This is a genomic window from Sphingopyxis sp. SE2 (assembly GCF_032227185.1).
In the GTDB taxonomy this organism is placed as follows: Bacteria; Pseudomonadota; Alphaproteobacteria; order Sphingomonadales; family Sphingomonadaceae; genus Sphingopyxis.
In genome coordinates, this window is the sequence record NZ_JAPMXW010000009.1 from 227,255 (window position 1) to 243,309 (window position 16,055).

The window sequence follows — 16,055 nt, forward strand, 5'->3', positions numbered from 1 at the left end:
AGGAGCGCCAACAACGGATCCAGATCCTCCATGTAGCCTCCAGCGCCTAATTTCTAATACGCAGCCCGAGGAATGATCCCTCATGGAGCTGCGGCATCGTTCACTTCCAACGGAACCGACGGCTGCGCCGGCACCATTTTCGACAACTGATCGGCCGGCGGCGCATCGATAGTCCGGCAAATGCCCGCCTCACTGTCGACGACCGTCATGCCAGCAAGTGCTGACCACCATCGACCGGGATGATCGTGCCGGTGATGCGGTGAGCTGCGTCGCTCACCAGAAACGCGGCCAATGCGCCGACATCTGCGATATCGACGCGGTGGCGGGCCGGGGCGCTGGCGGCGGCGCGTTCAAGCAGTTCGTCGAATCTTTCCAGGCCGCTTGCCGCGCGCGTCGCGATCGGTCCGGGCGAGATCGCATGCGCCCGGATGCCCTTGGGCCCGAGCTCCGCCGCCACATAGCGCGTCGCACTTTCCAGGGCAGCCTTCACCGGCCCCATCAGGTTGTAATTCTCCACGACCCGTTCCGAGCCGTAGAAGGTGACACAAAGCAGACAGCCGCCATCGGTCATCAGCGGTTCGGAAAGCCGTGCCATGCGCAGGAAGCTGTGGCACGATACGTCCATCGCCGTCGCAAAGCCCTCGGCCGAACTGTCGACGACGCGGCCATGAAGATCCTCGCGTGGCGCATAGGCGATCGAGTGCAGCACGAAGTCGAGCCCGCCCCAGTGCGATCTGACCTGTTCGAACAGCGCTTCCAGTTCGCCCGGAACCCGCACGTCGCATGGTGCCATCCACTCGATGCCGAGCCGTTCGGCGACCGGGGCGACATGGCTTTTCGCCTTCTCGTTGAGATACGTTGCGGCCAACCGCGCACCACAATGTGCAAAGGCCTCCGCGCACCCGGCCGCAATACTGCTTTCGTTGGCGATCCCGACAATCAGCCCGCGCTTGCCCGAAAGGTCGACGAGCGGCTTCATAGCTGAGCCCCTGTATCAGGTCCGAGAAGCGCGACGACATGATCGGCGATCACGCGTTCCTCGTCTGTTGGGATGACGCGTACGATCACCCTGCTGTCCGGCGCGCTGATGACAGGCGCGTTCGTCGCATTGGCATCGGGATCAAGCATCACCCCAGCCCAGGCCAAGCGCTCGCAAATCGCGGCCCGGATCATCGAATCATTCTCGCCAATGCCGGCGGTGAAGACGAGACCGTCGAGACCGCCAAGCGCGGGGATGAGAGCGGCGGCTTGGCGGCCGGCTTGCTGGACGAAGAGGGCGACCGCCTCCTGCGCTTCCGGCGCGTCGCTTGCATGCAACGTACGCATGTCGCCTGAAATCCCGGACACACCGAGTAGGCCCGACTGCTCGTAGAGCAACGTCTCCACCGCCTGTGTGGCCATACCGAGCTGAGTCTGAAGATGAAGCACCACGCCGGGGTCGATCGCGCCCGAGCGCGTGCCCATCATCAATCCATCAAGCGCCGTGAAGCCCATGGTCGTATCGACGCTCGCGCCGGCACGCATTGCGCACATGCTCGCGCCGTTGCCGAGGTGCGCCGCGATGACGCGGCCTGCGGCCAGTGCAGGGTCGATCTCGCGGAGGCGGCCCGCGATATATTCATAGGACAGACCGTGAAAGCCATACCGGCGCACGCCCTGGCCGTGAAAGGCGCGCGGAATCGGCAGGCGCGTCGCCAATGGCGGCATGCCATGGTGAAACGCGGTATCGAAGCAGGCGATCTGCGGGAGCAAAGGCGCCAGCACACGCAAGGCCCGGACCGCGGCGAGGTTATGCGGCTGATGGAGCGGCGCCAGTGGGATAAGGGCGTCGAGCGCATCCAGCAAAGTATCATCGATGATCTGCGGCGCGGCGAAGCGAACGCCGCCATGGACGATACGATGGCCGATCGCGGTGACCTTGCGGTCTCCCAATTGGGTTGCGGCCCAGGCAAAGAGGTCCTCGAGCAGATTCTCGTGGGAGAGTGCGTCCCCGCCCGGCCACGTCTTTTCGACGATGGTCTCGCCGCCCGCGTCGCGCGCGATTAGCCGGGGGCTGGAGCCGATCGCCTCGATCTTGCCACCCGCATCGAAGTCGAGCTGTCCGCCCGACAAGCGATAGAGCGCGAACTTGATGCTCGACGAGCCGGCATTGAGGCTGACGATCGCCTTCATGCCGGGCTCGCAATCGGGCCGGGCGTCGCCTTGGGAGCGGCGCGCGCCAGCAGGACCGCGACGGCGCAGGACGCCAGGCTGGTCCGCAGCGAATCCGCCCGGCTAGTCAGGATGATGGGCACGCGCGCGCCCAGCACCACGCCGGCAGCGTCGGCGCCGCCGAGGAAGGTGAGCTGCTTGGCGAGCATGTTGCCGGCTTCCAGATTAGGAACGACGAGGACTTCGGCGCGCCCTGCAACGGGGGAGACGATGCCCTTGTCCTTTGCCGCCTTCTCGCTGATCGCGTTGTCGAAGGCGAGTGGACCGTCAAGGACGCCCCCGACGATCTGTCCGCGATCGGCCATCTTGCACAAGGCGGCCGCATCGAGCGTCGAGCGGATCGCCGGATTGACCGTCTCCACGGCCGACAAGATCGCGACCTTCGGACAGGCGATGCCGATGACATGCGCGAGGTCGATCGCATTACGGATGATATCGGCCTTGTCTTCCAGGCTCGGCTCGATGTTGATCGCCGCGTCGGTGATGATGAGCGGCGCTGGATGCCCGGGGACGTCCAGCAGATAGGCATGGCTGATGCGGCGCTCGGTTCGCAGGCCCGTCGCAGCCGGAACGACAGCACCCATAAGTTCGTCGGTGTGCAGCGATCCCTTCATCAGCAGCAGTGCTTCGCCCGAGCGGACCAGTTCGACCGCACGCTCCGCGGCGGCATGGCTGTGGGGCACATCGATCAGGCGGAAGGCACCGATATCCTTGCCGGCGTCCTTGGCAGCCGCACGGATGCGAGCCTCGGGGCCGATCAGGATCGGCACGATCAGGCCGGCTTCGGCAGCGGCTGTCGCAGCCAGGATCGCGGCTGCGGTGCAGGGATGTGCGATCGCCGTGGGAACGGGCTCGACGCTTCTCGTCATCTCGATCAACCGGCGAAAGCCGTCATGATCGGAGAGCTGGATATCGGGCAGCGCCATGCGCGGGCGCCTCACTTTCTCGGTCGGCGCCTTGACCTCGGCCTCGCCGTTGATCACCTCCTCGCCGGCCTGGTTGACGCAGCGACAGTCGAAGATGACGATATGATGTTCGGCGCGTTTCTCGCGTACCGTGACCGACGCGATGATCGTGTCCCCCAGCCCTACGGGCCGCTTGAACCGAAGGCTTTGGCTCAGATAGATCGCGCCGGGCCCAGGAAGCTGCGTGCCGAGCACGGCGGAGATCAGACCACCACCCCATAGGCCGTGCGCGATCACCCGCCCGAACATGTCGCCGGCGGCATATTCGGCATCGAGATGCGCCGGATTGACGTCGCCCGAGACCAAGGCGAACAACTGGATGTCCTGTTCGCCCAAGGTCCGCGTCACGCTCGCCGTCTCGCCCACGACGATCTCGTCGAAGGTCCGGTTCTCGATCATTTCGAGGCTGCTCATTGCTCAGCGCTCCAGCACATAATGGCCTGGCGCGTCGCAGAGCGCTGCGAGGCCCCTGTCCGGATTACCCATCGGCGGCGGGGCCTGCGGCGCGCCGGAATGATCGCCGAGCCATGCCACCCAGTCCGTCCACCACGGTCCCTCGCGCGCCTCGGCCTGGTCCAGCCAATCGTCCGGATCGAGCGCGGGGCCGTCGAGGACGCGGGTCGCGACATGATAGCTGCGGTGGCGATGCCCGGGCTCGGACACGATGCCGGCATTGTGGCCGCCGCTGGTCAGGACGAAGCGGATTTCGGCGCTGCTTAGCCAGTGCAGCTTGTGGACCGACTGCCACGGCGCGACGTGATCGCGCTCGGTCCCCACCACGAAGATCGGCTGCCGCAGCGACGAGAGCGTAATCGTGCGCCCGTCGACCTTGAACCGGCCTTCGGCCAGATCGTCGTCGAGAAAGAGCGCGCGCAGATATTCGCTGTGCATGGCGTAGGGCATGCGGGTGCCGTCCGCATTCCACGCCATCAGGTCGGTCATGGGCTCGCGCTCGCCCATCAGATAGGTGCCCAGGATCTGGGACCAGATCAGGTCGTTGGACCGCAATATCTGGAAGGCGCCGCCCATCTGGCTACTGTCGAGATAGCCGCGGCTCCACATCATATTGTCGAGCAGGTTGAGCTGCGCCTCGTCGATGAACAGGCCAAGCTCGCCCGGCTCGCTGAACTCGGTCTGCGCCGCGAACAGGCTGAGCGATGCGAAGCGCTCGTCGCCGTCGCGGGCCATGGCGGCCGCCGTGATCGCCAGCAGCGTTCCGCCGAGACAATAGCCGACGCCGTGGACCTTGTCCGAGCCTGTGATCGCTATGACCGCGTCGAGCGCCGCCATCGGCCCGAGGCGGCGATAGGCGTCGATATCGAGGTCGCGGTCCGCGCTCTGCGGATTATGCCAGGACAGGACGAACACGGTATAGCCTTCGGCCACCAACCAGCGGATCAGCGAGTTCTCAGGCGACAGGTCGAGAATGTAATATTTCATGATCCAGGCGGGCACGATGAGGACCGGCTCGGGGCGAACCGTCCCGGTCGTCGGCGCAAATTGGATGAGCTCCATCAGCGCGTTACGGAAGACCACCTTGCCGGGCGTGATCGCCACCGTCTCGCCGGGGCGGAACGCCTCCGTCCCCACGGGCGGCTCGCCTCGAGCACGGCGCTCCGCATCCTCCATCCAATGCTTCGCACCCTCGATCAGGCATTGGCCGCCGGTTTCGACGATCTTGCGCTGGAGCACGGGATTGGTCGCGAGGAAGTTGGTGGGCGCGACCACATCCAGCATTTGGCGCGCGGCAAACGCAACCATCTCTTCGTGATGCCTGGACACGCCGCTGATCCCGGTGGTCGCGGCGTGCCACCATTGCTGGGTCAGGAGGAAGGATTGCGAGATCAGGTCGAAAGGGAACCCGCGCCAGGCCGGATCGGCAAAACGCCTGTCCTGCGGCAGCGGCTCGATCGCCGGCGCGGCATCGCCCTCTCCTACACGCCGCGTCGCATAGTCGGCGATCCGCTGGACCTTGCGGCCCGCCTTGCCGACAAGCTGCAGTCGCCTGCCCGGCGAAATGGCGAGGTGGGCACACCAGTCCAGCCAGGCTTGCAGCATCGTCACCGGCGACAGGCCGGAGGTCATCTGCGCGATCACCGCGGCCGAGGCATGGTCGAGCGTCTGGGCGATGCCATCGAGCGGGTCGCACTTGGCACAGTCTGCGGACGTATCGATCATGCAGCGTTTCTCCGTGGGACGTCGCGGCATGCCCGGCATGCCTCGAAACAACATTACGTAATGTCCCCAGATGCTTGTCCTTTGACGGGCGCACACGCAGAATGACGGCCATGTCTCCCGAGGCGCGGCTCTCCCAACCCGCCCGTCTCGGTGACCCGTCAGGCTCCGGAGGGCCACCGCCAGTCGCGAACGGCAGGCATATCGATCCCGTGTGCCGCAATGTACCGCTTGTGCTCGACCAGTTCATCATCGATCGTCTGCTTGGCGTAGGCGGCCGCGCTATCGGGCAGCTCGACGTGGTCGATAACCTTCCCCATGAGATGGAAGCGGTCGAGATGGTTGCGGACCACCATGTCGAAAGGCGTCGTCGTCGAGCCCTCCTCTTCGAACCCGTGGACGTGGATATTCTGGTGGTTGGTGCGCTTGTAGGTGAGCCGATGAATCAGTGCCGGATAACCATGATAGGCGAAGATTACCGGCTTATCCGTCGTGAAGAGCGCGTCGAACGCGCTGTCGCTGAGCCCATGAGGGTGCTGGCTGTTGGGCTGCAAGGTCATCAGATCGACGACGTTGACGACGCGGACCTTGAGCTCGGGGAGCTGCACGCGCAACAGGCTGACCGCGGCTAGTGTCTCCAGCGTTGGAACGTCGCCAGCACACGCCATGACGACATCCGGCTCCCCGCTGCGGTCGTTGCTGGCCCAATCCCAGATACCTATGCCGCGCGTGCAGTGCTTGATCGCCGCATCCATGTCGAGCCACTGGGGCGAAGGCTGCTTGCCGGCGACGATGACGTTGATTCGGTCCCAACTGCGCAGGCAATGGTCGGTGACATAAAGGAGGGTATTGGCGTCGGGCGGAAAGTAGACCCGCACGATGTCAGCCTTCTTGTTGACGACATGATCGACAAATCCGGGATCCTGATGGCTGAAGCCATTATGATCCTGGCGCCAGACATGAGACGTCAGCAGATAATTGAGCGAAGCGATCGGCCGACGCCAAGGCACCTCTTTTGCCGTCTTTAGCCATTTGGCGTGCTGGTTGACCATCGAATCGACGATGTGGATGAACGCCTCGTAGCAGGAAAACAGGCCGTGGCGGCCCGTCAGCAGATAGCCCTCCAGCCATCCCTGGCAGCAATGTTCGCTCAGCACCTCCATGACGCGTCCGCTGGGATCGAGATGGACATCGTCCGCAATCGTCTCCGCGTCCCAGCTGCGGTCGGTGGCTTCGAAGATCGTCTGCAACCGGTTGGATGCCGTCTCGTCCGGACCGAAAACGCGGAAGTTGCGGGCCTGGGCGTTCTCCCGCATCACGTCGCGCAGGAACTTGCCCATCACCTGGGTCGCCTCGCCGTCGCTCTGGCCGGCATGCGAGACCGGCACCGCGTAGGAAGCGAAGTCAGGGAGGCGGAGCGGGCGCATCAGAGCCCCGCCATTGGCATGCGGATTAGCACTCATCCGCCTGTCGCCCGCCGGTGCCAGGGCCGCGATTTCGGGTCGAAGCCGCCCGCCATTATCGAACAGTTCTTCCGGATGGTAGCTGCGCATCCATTCCTCGAGCAGCCCAAGATGCTCGGGCCTGTCCATCGTGAAGGGGACCTGGTGGGCGCGCCAGAAGCCTTCGCTCTTCTGCCCGTCGACGATCTTGGGCCCGGTCCAGCCCTTCAGGCTGCGCAGGACGATCATCGGCCAGAGCGGACGCGTCGTGATTCCGCCCTCGCGCGCGGCTTTCTGGATCGCGTGTATCCGATCGACCGCCTCGTGGAGCGCGGCCGCCATCGCCTGATGCATCGCGTCCGGCTCCTCGCCGTCGACGAAGATCGGCAGGTAGCCATAACCGCGAAACAGCGCGTCGAGCTCAGTGTGCGAAATGCGCGCAAGGACAGTCGGGCTTGCGATCTTGTACCCGTTGAGATGCAGGATTGGCAGGACGGCCCCGTCGGTCGCGGGATTGAGGAACTTGTTGCTGTGCCACGAGGTCGCAAGCGGCCCGGTCTCCGCTTCGCCGTCGCCGACGACGCAAGCAACGATCAGATCGGGATTGTCGAAGGCGGCGCCAAACGCATGCAGAAGCGAATAGCCCAGTTCACCACCTTCATGGATTGAACCGGGCGTATCGGGTGACGCATGACTGGGAATGCCGCCAGGGAAGGAAAATTGCCGGAATAGCTGGCGCAGGCCATCTTCGTCCGGACCGATGGCAGGATAGACCTCGCTATAGGTGCCCTCGAGCCATGTGTTGGCGACGACACCCGGTGCGCCATGACCAGGCCCGGCGATGAAGAGCGCATTGAGACCGCGCGCCTTGATGACACGGTTGAGGTGCACATAGAGGAAGTTGAGCCCGGGGGTCGTACCCCAGTGTCCAAGGAGCCGCGGCTTGACGTGATCCATCTTGAGCGGTTCGCGGAGCAGTGGATTATCGAGCAGATAAATCTGGCCAACCGAGAGATAATTGGCGGCGCGCCACCAAGCGTGGATCAGGCCGATCTCATCGCTGGAGAGTGGCTGGCCAGTCGCCTCGGGCTGCGGGTCCATGGTCATTCTTCCTGAAACTGAAAGGGCATGCGTTCCCGGCCGCCGAGCCGGAGCGGGTGTTTGCCGGAACGCTGATGCGCCACCGCGCAGCGCTCGAACGGCTTGCGCACCCATGAATGGCGCAGGCCGCTCGCAACATGCGTATTGATACGGATGGCAGTGCCGCACAGTCTGCAAGGCAATCACGTCGCCACCGGCGTCAACTCAGAGCCCTACTCCGATACCGTCCGGGTTCGGCCGCGTGCGCGTGCTCCGGCCGCGAGTTCAACCACCTCGGCGGTGATTTCCTCCTGGCGCGTCAGCCGTTCCTCGCGTTCAAGCGCCTGGAGTCTGGCGTCGATATTGGTTTTCGCGGCAGCCATCGTCGCCATGCGAGCCTCGTTTTCAGCGGCGAACGCCTCGGTGGCCGCTTCGCATAACTGGGCGAAGACATATTCCTGGGCCAAGCGCTCGACGAGGTCGCCGGCGGGCAGATTAATCAGGGGTATCGACCCCGTCGGTTCCGGCGGAAACATGTCGGGATCGAGCGGCAAGAGACTACGGCGGACGACCGATGCACCATGCCCTGCCGTCCAGACCGGATAGATCATTGCGACCGGGACCGCGCCGGCCACGGCCACATAGTCGTAGAGGGCGGCGAGCAGCTCGGTTGCCATATCGGCAAGCGCAGCGGCGCGACTGGGAAGGCTGGTGGCCCAAGCGACGGGCAGTGACCGCTCGGCAGCAAGCGCGGCGGCACGGTCGCCGACGAGGAAGATGTGCGCCACTTGGGAATCGCTCGCAGCTGCGTTCAATATCTGCTCTGGAAAGGCGCCCGCGAACCCCTGCTCCGCGCCGAAGACGATAAGACCGGCCTTGCCCTTTGGGGTGTTCAGCGGGGGTGCAGAAGATCCTGTTTGTAGCTGCCGCGCCTTCCCAATCGCATGACCCGCCGTCGCGGCATAGGCGCGGATCGCGGGCAACAACGCGCGGCCCTGCTGGGCACGGGCGCCGGCGATGCCGCGCATCGCATTGACCACCGCACCGAGTTGCCGCACCGTTGCAATCCGTCGCCCTACATCGGCCAGACGATCGCTCATATCGCGGCGCCGGCGCTGGAGCCGGCGTTCATCCGCTGTAGGGCCGCCAACAATGCGGCGCGCAAGTCCGCATCCATTGTCCCCTTATCCTCGACCTGCCCGACGAGAGCGGACGCATTGGCATCGAGCCATGACGGCAGCGCCGCGCGGATCGCAGCGATGTCGGGGATCGCCACGGCATCCAGGAGGCCCTCGGTGAGCGCGATCGCCAGCGCCACCTGATCCACGACCCGCAGAGGCTCGAAGCGCGGCTGGGCGAGCAATGCGCGCAGCCGCCTGCCACGCTCGATCTGGGCCTTCACGCGCGGCTCCGGCTGCTCGCCGAAGCGGGTGAACATCTCGAGCTCGAGGAACTGGGCATAGTCGAGCCGCATCGTGCCGCTCGCGTCCCGCAACGCCCGGGCCTGCGTCTTGCCGCCTACGCGGCTGACGCTGGTGCCGACATCGACCGCGGGTTTGTGGCCTTCGGCGAACAACCGGGTGTCGAGCACGATCTGCCCGTCGGTGATCGAGATCAGGTTGGTCGGGATATAGGCGCTGACATTGCCGGCATCGGTCTCCGCAATCGGCAGCGCCGTGAGCGAACCGCCGCCCTTTTCGGGCGACATCCGGGCGGCGCGCTCCAGCAGCCGCGAATGGAGGTAGAAAACGTCGCCCGGATAGGCCTCGCGTCCGGGCGGCTGGCCGGTCAGCAGCGCGATCTCGCGGTGCGTGGCGGCATGCCTGGTGAGGTCGTCGAGCACGACGAGCGCATGACCGCCCTGATCGCGGAAATATTCCGCCATGGTGAACGCGGCAAATGGCGCGACCCATTGCAACCCCGGTGCGGAAGCCGGGCTCGCGACCACGAAGATGCAGCGTTCCGGCGCGCCATGGCGGCGCACCTGATCGATCACGCGCGCGACACTGGAGGATTTCTGGCCGATCGCGACATAGATGCATATCATGTCGCTCGACCGCTGGTTGATGATCGCATCGACGGCGAGCGCGGTCTTGCCGGTCGCGCGGTCGCCCAGGATCAGCTCGCGCTGGCCGCGGCCGAGCGCGAACATCGCGTCGATGACCAATATCCCGGTCTGCACCGGCTGAACGACGAGGTCGCGCTCGATAATCGACGGCGCGGGACGCTCCACCGGCTCGAACCGCTCGGCGACGATCGCCGGCCCGCCGTCGAGTGGCCGGCCGAGTGGATCGACGATACGGCCGAGCAGTCCCCGCCCCACTTGCGTGCGCACCACTGCGCCGGTGCCCGAGACGATGTCCCCCGCCTCGATGCTGTCAGCATCCTCGAGCATCACGCAGCCGATGCGATCGCGGTCGAGCGTTTGTACGAAGCCCGCCTGACCTCCGGCAAACTGCAGCAATTCGTCGAGCCGGGCCTCCGCCAAACCCGAGACCAGCGCTACGCCATCGCCGATGGATTCGACGCGGCCGATCTGGCGGACCTGTGCGCCGATTTCCGCCGCGGCCACGCGCGTCGCGGCCCGGGCAAGCCATTCATCCGCGGAGCCCGGCATGATCGTCCTCCTTGAGTGCCGCCAGCTGCGTGTCGAGATCGGCTCGCCAGCTGTTGCGGACGAGCATGTGCGGTCCATGGAGCTCGAACCCGGCAATCAGCGCGGGATCGACGGTGAAAGTCGGTGCTGCAAGCCCCGGCAGCGCCTCTGCGAGCTTTTGCACGCACCGCGCCTGGGCCTCCCCATCGAGCGCGGCCGGCGTCACGATGGCGAGAGGAGCGTCACCGGCCAGGGCCCGGCGTTCCTCGATCGGCAGGCGTTCGATCCGTTCGAGCAGGGCAGCGAACATCATATCGGTGGTGGCCCCGGCCGGTAGCCGGTGCAGCAACGCAGACGCCATCTGTCCCGCGAGCACCGCCGCTTTTTCCTCTAGCTGTATCGCCATGCCCTTTTGCGCGTCCTCGACAGAAGCAAGCGCCAGCTTCGCTTTTGCATCGGTCTCGGTCCTGGCCGCATCCAGGAGGCGGCTGCGCTCGGCCTCTATGCTGGCCAGCAAATCTGTCCGGCGTGCGTCTCCATCGGCGGCGAAGGCGTCGCTCTGCGCCTTGAGGTCCGCTTCCTGCTTGAGCGCAGCTGCCTTTGCAGACTCCGCATCGGCGAGCAGCTGGTCCATAGCGGTCTGGCGCGCGGCGATAGCCCCCATCACCGGACGAAACAGAAAGCGTGCGAGCAGCCAGACGAGGATGACGACGTTGATCGCCTGCAGCGCCAGCGTCCACCAGTCGATACGCATGTCAGGCGAAGGGATTGGCGAAGAGCAGCAGCAGCGCGATCACGAGACAATAGATCGCCATCGTCTCGATCATGGCCAGGCCGACGAACAGGGTGCGCGAGACGGTGTTCGCCGCCTCTGGCTGGCGGGCGATCGCATCCATCGCTGCGGCGACCGCCTTGCCCTGGGCGAGTGCCGGCGCGATCGCGCCGATGGCGATGGCGAACGCCGCGCCGAGGATGCTGACGATGTGGATCCAGTTCATGAAGAGACCTCGTGGTTCGGCGCTTTCGGGGATGGGTTCGCTTCGCTGATGGCGCTGCCGATAAAGACCATTGCGAGCGCGCCGAAGATGTAGGCCTGGACGGCTCCTGTCAGCATCTCGAGCGCCATTAGCGGGATCGGTACGAGCAACCCCGCAAGGCTCAGCACGACGCCGATCATGAACACGCCGCTCATGACATTGCCGAACAGGCGCACCATCAGGGAGAAGCTGCGGGTAAACAGTTCAACGAGATTGAGCGGCGCGAGCAGAATCGACGGCTGCGCGAAACTGCGCAGATAACCGCGCGCGCCAAGCGCCCGGACACCGAACCAGAGCGTCGCGCCGAACACGATCAAGGCCAGCGCCGCATCGGTTTCAAGGGCCGCCGTAGGCGGTTCGACGCCCGGCAAGAGCGATGACCAGTTTGCGACCAGCAGGAAGATGAAAAGCGTCCCGATCAAAGGCAGATAGGGCTGGGGTTCCGCTTCCATCGTCTCGCGAATCTGGCGCGCGATCACATCGACCACCAGTTCCAGCGCCGCCTGGGTCTTGGTGGGACGAAGACCGAGCCGCCGGGTCAGTAACCAACAGCCGATCGTCAGCACCGCCATGATGCCCCATGTCGTGACGACCGGCTGGCTGATCGGAACCGGTCCGATCGTGAACAGAATATGGCTTTCGAGCGGCGAGGCGATCTTCATGACACCGCTCCCAGTCGGTGGAGCACGACCTGTCGCGCCGCCATGAACCCGGCCGCAGCCGCAAGTAGGTCCCCCCAGCCCTGCCTTGCGGCAACGAGCAGCACGCCGAGCGTCAGAAGCATCCGGCCGAGCCGCAGGCCGAGCGACAGCATGAGCGATCCGCCATGGACGAGCAGGTCAGCATCCTTCGCGATAGCGAGGTAATGTGCTGTTCCGGCAGCGGCGCCGAGCAGCAGAAACAGGAGGACGGCCCAGGGCGTCATTGCCGCCCGATCCACTTCCAGGCCGACCAGCAGCCCAGGCTCACGCCCAGGATCAGCAGCGGCGCGGTCCAGAAGATGCCGCTGGACAGCCGATGGTCGAGCCAGCGCCCGATCGCGAGCGCGATCAGCGCCGGCACGACGACCTGCCAGCCAAGCACACCAATCTGGCCGAAATTGGGCGCAAAAGAGGGCAATCCCCGCGCCCTGCGTCGACGTTCGGCGCGCTGTTTGACGGCGTCCACGAGCCGTTCCTGCTCGGGTGGCAGATCCTCGGTCATAGACCGATCTCCGCCGGCCCGCCCTGCAGCGCCTCGACCATGCGCCGGATCGCGCGCATGCGCAGCCGCGTCGCAGCGGTGCGGCCGCTGCGTTCGGCGTCGCCGCGCTCCCGGTAACCCCTAAGCACTACGGTCTCGAGTTCGTCGAGATCGTCGCCGACATGCGCCTCGCGCGTCGCGATCTCGACCTCCTTGCCGCCACTCACCGTCAGAATGCCGTTGCGCACCGCGCAGTAGCCGGCGCGACCTTCCATGTCGCGCCAGGAGACGACCGAGATGTCGAGCGCGGTCAGGAAATCGGCGTGGCCGTTCAGGATGCCAAAGCTCCCCGTGGCATCCTCCGCGCGGATCGCAGCGACCTCTCGGTCGACCATGATCGCGGTGGGATCAGTGATGCGCAGCCTCATGGCCTGGGCCCCACCTTGCCGCGTGCCTCTTCCAGGTCTCCGACCATATAGAAGGCGCTTTCGGGCCAATCGTCGGTCTCGCCGGCGAGGATGGCGCGCACGCCTTCGAGCGTGGCGTGAAGCGGCACGGATCGTCCGGGCTGGCCTGTAAACGCCTGCGTTACGGCAAAAGGCTGCGTCAGGAAGCGCTGGAGCCGGCGGGCACGACCAACGATTAGCCGATCCTCCTGTCCCAGCTCTTCCATGCCGAGCAGCGCGATGATGTCCTGCAGCTCGCGATAATGGGCTATCGTCTCGCGGACTTTTTGGGCCAGCGCATAATGGTTCTCGCCCACGACCAGCGGATCGAGCAGGATCGAGGTTGACGCAAGCGGATCGATCGCCGGGTACATGCCCTCCGCGGCCATGCTGCGCGACAGGAGCACATTGCTGTCGAGATGCGCCGAGATCGCCGTCACGGCCGGATCGGTGAAATCATCGGCGGGCACATAGACCGCTTCAATCGCGGTCACCGATGCTCCCGCAACCGAGGCGATCCGCTCCTGGAGCGCCGCGACTTCGCTCGCAAGCGTCGGCTGATAGCCCACCCGCGACGGCATCCGGCCCAAGAGTCCCGAGACTTCGCTGCCCGCCTGGACGAAGCGGAAGACATTATCCATCAACAGCAGCACATTGCGCTTCTGCTCGTCGCGAAAATATTCGGCGATGGTAAGCGCGGTCAGACCGACCCGCCAGCGCGCGCCCGGCGGCTCATTCATCTGTCCGAAGACCAGCACGGTCTTCGCGATCACGCCGGACGTGCGCATGTCGGTGAGCAGTTCATGCCCTTCGCGCGAGCGCTCGCCGATACCCGCAAAGACAGACACGCCCTCGTAGCGCGCGACCATGGCGTTGATCAGTTCCATCACCAGCACGGTCTTGCCAACCCCGGCGCCGCCGAACATCGCCGCTTTGCCGCCCTGCGCGAGCGGCGCAAGCAGATCGATCACCTTGATCCCGGTCTCGAACATCGTCGTCGCTGTGCTCTGGACATCGAGTGGCGGCGGTTGGCGATGGATTGGGCGAAGCGGAACGTCCACGGGAAGCGCTGCCCCACCGTCGCCGAGGACGCCGGTGGCATCGAGCAGGCGGCCCAGGACCGCATCGCCGACCGGGACCATGATCGCCGCACCCGTGGCCTCGACGTGGACGCCGCGCGCGAGTCCGCTGGTGGTCTGGAGTGCGACCGCTCGGACGGTCCGCGCGTCGACATGGCTCTGCACCTCGGCGATGTGCATTCCCGTTGGGGTTGCGATGCGCAGCGCATCGTTGACTGGCGGGAGCGAGCCGGCGGCAAATTCCACGTCGAGCACGGGACCGCGGATCGCGCAGACGCGTCCGCTCGCCTTATCGATGTCGGTTGCCGCGCTGCTCATCTCAAGCTTCTCATAACGGGAGCTAAAGCGAGATCGGGCGCCATCGATATGCGGGACAATACGGATGCTCGTCTCTGCGCCGCGGCTTCGCCGGATCGCTCATGCAAACCGGTCTGGCGAAGTTTGATGCGTCCCGAATTCCAGGACGCCAATTCCGATGCTCTGTCCGGCTCACGCCTCGCCGGTGGCGCACCTGTCGCAGTCCTGCGACGGATCGCCGCCGCCCGTCAGCAGCACCGGCGCGAAACCACCACCGGCGGTGCGCATATTGGTGGTTTGGCCCTGATATAGTCGTGCAGCGGCAACAAGCGGCTCCCCATCATAGGTGTAGAGACGGACGTCGATCTTGCGCTTGACCATCTCTCCATCCAGCCGGATGGTCCGCTCGCTTGGCCGCACATAGGCTTGGGCGACGTAGTCGCTCTCCAGTATCTCGGCCCATACCGATTTCGTCAGCTTGTCGCCACGATACGCCGCTTTGCTTCCATAGCCTCCCGCTGGCTTGAAGAAGAATTGCCTGCGGCCGGCCCAAAGCCGCTTGGCGGAAGCCTCGTCGACCCGTTCGGTTGCCGGAATGCCGGTATCAAGCGTGTCGACTATTGCCTGGTCGAAACCCCATTCCCGCAGCAGCGCGGTGTCGGACAGCAGGGTGAGATTGCGCTTGTCCGCGAATTTCGCGTGGACATGGGGATTGGGCGTTACGACCACCGAGCCGTCAAGATATGCCGCTCGCAATGCCGAGTGCTCGGGTCGATCGAGCGAGAAATCGACGAGCCGGTTGTAGATGAGATCCACATTCCGGTCCCCATAGCGGAGAGTGCCGGACGCATAGTCGAATTCAGAAGGATCGGCGATGCAGACGCTATGGCCGGCCCGCTCCAGCATATGGCGGGTCAGCAGAAATTCGGGAAACAGATATTGCGATACGGGATCGTCATCGACGATGGCGATGGAGACCGGTTCGCCGCTGCCGCGTTGATAGCGCCATTCCTTCGAGAACATGGCCGCGACCACGGCCTCGAACGAATCTGCGCCAAGAAAATCTGTCGACTCGGAAGGGCAGCAGACTCGTTGTGCCCGCGCGAGCACGGCATTCAACATTGCTCCGCCAGCATTGGTATTTATTTCGATCAGGGCCGGGCCGCGCTCGCTCAGATGGAAGTCATAGCCCATGAAGACGCCGTGCGGACCAAAGTCCTGTCGAGCACTCGGGGGCGCCCAGTCCATGGTGGCGGCCAGATAATCCGGGTGGCGCGCGACCGTCTCGATCGCGGCGATGATGCGCCGCATCCCGGCGAGCTGGGATGCATTGATGAACACCGCCACGTCCGAAAACAGATGCGGGCGCGTTTCCAGAAATGACGCCCCCATCGCCAGATCGCCCGTCTCCAAGATGAGCGCGTCGCTCAAGGCGAGGCGATCCAAGGTCAGACACACGCATTCCAGACATCCGTTCTGCAGGCTTGAGATCCTGGTTTCCTCTAGGCTCGGCACGCTATCGCGTTCCCTGGAATAGCGACGGGA

General features: G+C 65.1%; 16 protein-coding genes. All 16 read right to left on the reverse strand.

Going from position 1 to position 16,055, the window contains the following annotated elements:
- Window positions 1–80: 80 nt before the first annotated feature.
- Window positions 81–209, reverse strand: a complete 129-nt coding sequence (locus tag OVY29_RS23610) for a hypothetical protein (protein WP_313912398.1) — start codon at window positions 207–209, stop codon at window positions 81–83.
- Window positions 206–979: an enoyl-ACP reductase FabI gene (fabI, locus tag OVY29_RS23615; RefSeq protein WP_209612879.1), complete on the reverse strand. Its 774-nt coding sequence runs from the start codon at window positions 977–979 to the stop codon at window positions 206–208. The genes OVY29_RS23610 and fabI overlap by 4 nt, the downstream gene beginning before the upstream one ends.
- Window positions 976–2,172, reverse strand: a complete 1,197-nt coding sequence (locus OVY29_RS23620) for an acetate/propionate family kinase (protein ID WP_209612880.1) — start codon at window positions 2,170–2,172, stop codon at window positions 976–978. The genes fabI and OVY29_RS23620 overlap by 4 nt, the downstream gene beginning before the upstream one ends.
- On the reverse strand, window positions 2,169–3,590 hold the full coding sequence (locus OVY29_RS23625; protein ID WP_209612881.1) for a bifunctional enoyl-CoA hydratase/phosphate acetyltransferase: 1,422 nt from the start codon (window positions 3,588–3,590) through the stop codon (window positions 2,169–2,171). Before OVY29_RS23625 ends, OVY29_RS23620 begins: the two co-directional genes overlap by 4 nt.
- A gap of 3 nt (window positions 3,591–3,593) precedes the next feature.
- Entirely contained in the window at window positions 3,594–5,354 is a 1,761-nt protein-coding gene (locus OVY29_RS23630) for a PHA/PHB synthase family protein (RefSeq protein WP_209612882.1), read from the reverse strand.
- A 158-nt stretch (window positions 5,355–5,512) separates the two neighbouring features.
- Window positions 5,513–7,894 (reverse strand): phosphoketolase, encoded by a 2,382-nt coding sequence (locus OVY29_RS23635; RefSeq protein ID WP_209613474.1) that lies wholly within the window; start codon window positions 7,892–7,894, stop codon window positions 5,513–5,515.
- A 212-nt stretch (window positions 7,895–8,106) separates the two neighbouring features.
- Window positions 8,107–8,973 carry a F0F1 ATP synthase subunit gamma gene (locus tag OVY29_RS23640; protein WP_209612883.1) on the reverse strand — a complete coding sequence of 289 codons (867 nt, stop codon included), beginning with the start codon at window positions 8,971–8,973 and terminating at the stop codon, window positions 8,107–8,109.
- Entirely contained in the window at window positions 8,970–10,490 is a 1,521-nt protein-coding gene (locus tag OVY29_RS23645; RefSeq protein ID WP_209612884.1) for a F0F1 ATP synthase subunit alpha, read from the reverse strand. Before OVY29_RS23645 ends, OVY29_RS23640 begins: the two co-directional genes overlap by 4 nt.
- The gene (locus tag OVY29_RS23650; protein WP_209612885.1) at window positions 10,471–11,223 is read right to left on the reverse strand and encodes a hypothetical protein; all 753 of its coding nucleotides are present in this window, start codon (window positions 11,221–11,223) and stop codon (window positions 10,471–10,473) included. Before OVY29_RS23650 ends, OVY29_RS23645 begins: the two co-directional genes overlap by 20 nt.
- 1 nt (window position 11,224) lies before the next feature.
- Entirely contained in the window at window positions 11,225–11,467 is a 243-nt protein-coding gene (locus tag OVY29_RS23655) for a F0F1 ATP synthase subunit C (protein ID WP_010405656.1), read from the reverse strand.
- The gene (locus OVY29_RS23660; protein ID WP_209612886.1) at window positions 11,464–12,168 is read right to left on the reverse strand and encodes a F0F1 ATP synthase subunit A; all 705 of its coding nucleotides are present in this window, start codon (window positions 12,166–12,168) and stop codon (window positions 11,464–11,466) included. Before OVY29_RS23660 ends, OVY29_RS23655 begins: the two co-directional genes overlap by 4 nt.
- Complete coding sequence (locus OVY29_RS23665) at window positions 12,165–12,431, reverse strand: ATP synthase subunit I (RefSeq protein ID WP_313912399.1); 267 nt, start codon at window positions 12,429–12,431, stop codon at window positions 12,165–12,167. Before OVY29_RS23665 ends, OVY29_RS23660 begins: the two co-directional genes overlap by 4 nt.
- Entirely contained in the window at window positions 12,428–12,709 is a 282-nt protein-coding gene (locus OVY29_RS23670) for an AtpZ/AtpI family protein (RefSeq protein WP_313912400.1), read from the reverse strand. Before OVY29_RS23670 ends, OVY29_RS23665 begins: the two co-directional genes overlap by 4 nt.
- Complete coding sequence (locus OVY29_RS23675) at window positions 12,706–13,116, reverse strand: F0F1 ATP synthase subunit epsilon (RefSeq protein ID WP_209612887.1); 411 nt, start codon at window positions 13,114–13,116, stop codon at window positions 12,706–12,708. Before OVY29_RS23675 ends, OVY29_RS23670 begins: the two co-directional genes overlap by 4 nt.
- Complete coding sequence (gene atpD, locus OVY29_RS23680; protein WP_313912401.1) at window positions 13,113–14,531, reverse strand: F0F1 ATP synthase subunit beta; 1,419 nt, start codon at window positions 14,529–14,531, stop codon at window positions 13,113–13,115. The genes OVY29_RS23675 and atpD overlap by 4 nt, the downstream gene beginning before the upstream one ends.
- A gap of 171 nt (window positions 14,532–14,702) precedes the next feature.
- A complete protein-coding gene (locus OVY29_RS23685) occupies window positions 14,703–15,941 on the reverse strand; it encodes a hypothetical protein (RefSeq protein ID WP_281822825.1) in 1,239 nt (412 codons plus the stop codon).
- Window positions 15,942–16,055: the final 114 nt, after the last annotated feature.

What these genes read in the sequence shown, in the direction of transcription:
- OVY29_RS23610 (WP_313912398.1), bottom strand. Translation starts at nt 209, where the DNA reads ATGACGGTCGTCGACAGTGAGGCGGGCATTTGCCGGACTATCGATGCG.
- fabI (WP_209612879.1), bottom strand. Translation starts at nt 979, where the DNA reads ATGAAGCCGCTCGTCGACCTTTCGGGCAAGCGCGGGCTGATTGTCGGG.
- OVY29_RS23620 (WP_209612880.1), bottom strand. Translation starts at nt 2,172, where the DNA reads ATGAAGGCGATCGTCAGCCTCAATGCCGGCTCGTCGAGCATCAAGTTC.
- OVY29_RS23625 (WP_209612881.1), bottom strand. Translation starts at nt 3,590, where the DNA reads ATGAGCAGCCTCGAAATGATCGAGAACCGGACCTTCGACGAGATCGTC.
- OVY29_RS23630 (WP_209612882.1), bottom strand. Translation starts at nt 5,354, where the DNA reads ATGATCGATACGTCCGCAGACTGTGCCAAGTGCGACCCGCTCGATGGC.
- OVY29_RS23635 (WP_209613474.1), bottom strand. Translation starts at nt 7,894, where the DNA reads ATGGACCCGCAGCCCGAGGCGACTGGCCAGCCACTCTCCAGCGATGAG.
- OVY29_RS23640 (WP_209612883.1), bottom strand. Translation starts at nt 8,973, where the DNA reads ATGAGCGATCGTCTGGCCGATGTAGGGCGACGGATTGCAACGGTGCGG.
- OVY29_RS23645 (WP_209612884.1), bottom strand. Translation starts at nt 10,490, where the DNA reads ATGCCGGGCTCCGCGGATGAATGGCTTGCCCGGGCCGCGACGCGCGTG.
- OVY29_RS23650 (WP_209612885.1), bottom strand. Translation starts at nt 11,223, where the DNA reads ATGCGTATCGACTGGTGGACGCTGGCGCTGCAGGCGATCAACGTCGTC.
- OVY29_RS23655 (WP_010405656.1), bottom strand. Translation starts at nt 11,467, where the DNA reads ATGAACTGGATCCACATCGTCAGCATCCTCGGCGCGGCGTTCGCCATC.
- OVY29_RS23660 (WP_209612886.1), bottom strand. Translation starts at nt 12,168, where the DNA reads ATGAAGATCGCCTCGCCGCTCGAAAGCCATATTCTGTTCACGATCGGA.
- OVY29_RS23665 (WP_313912399.1), bottom strand. Translation starts at nt 12,431, where the DNA reads ATGACGCCCTGGGCCGTCCTCCTGTTTCTGCTGCTCGGCGCCGCTGCC.
- OVY29_RS23670 (WP_313912400.1), bottom strand. Translation starts at nt 12,709, where the DNA reads ATGACCGAGGATCTGCCACCCGAGCAGGAACGGCTCGTGGACGCCGTC.
- OVY29_RS23675 (WP_209612887.1), bottom strand. Translation starts at nt 13,116, where the DNA reads ATGAGGCTGCGCATCACTGATCCCACCGCGATCATGGTCGACCGAGAG.
- atpD (WP_313912401.1), bottom strand. Translation starts at nt 14,531, where the DNA reads ATGAGCAGCGCGGCAACCGACATCGATAAGGCGAGCGGACGCGTCTGC.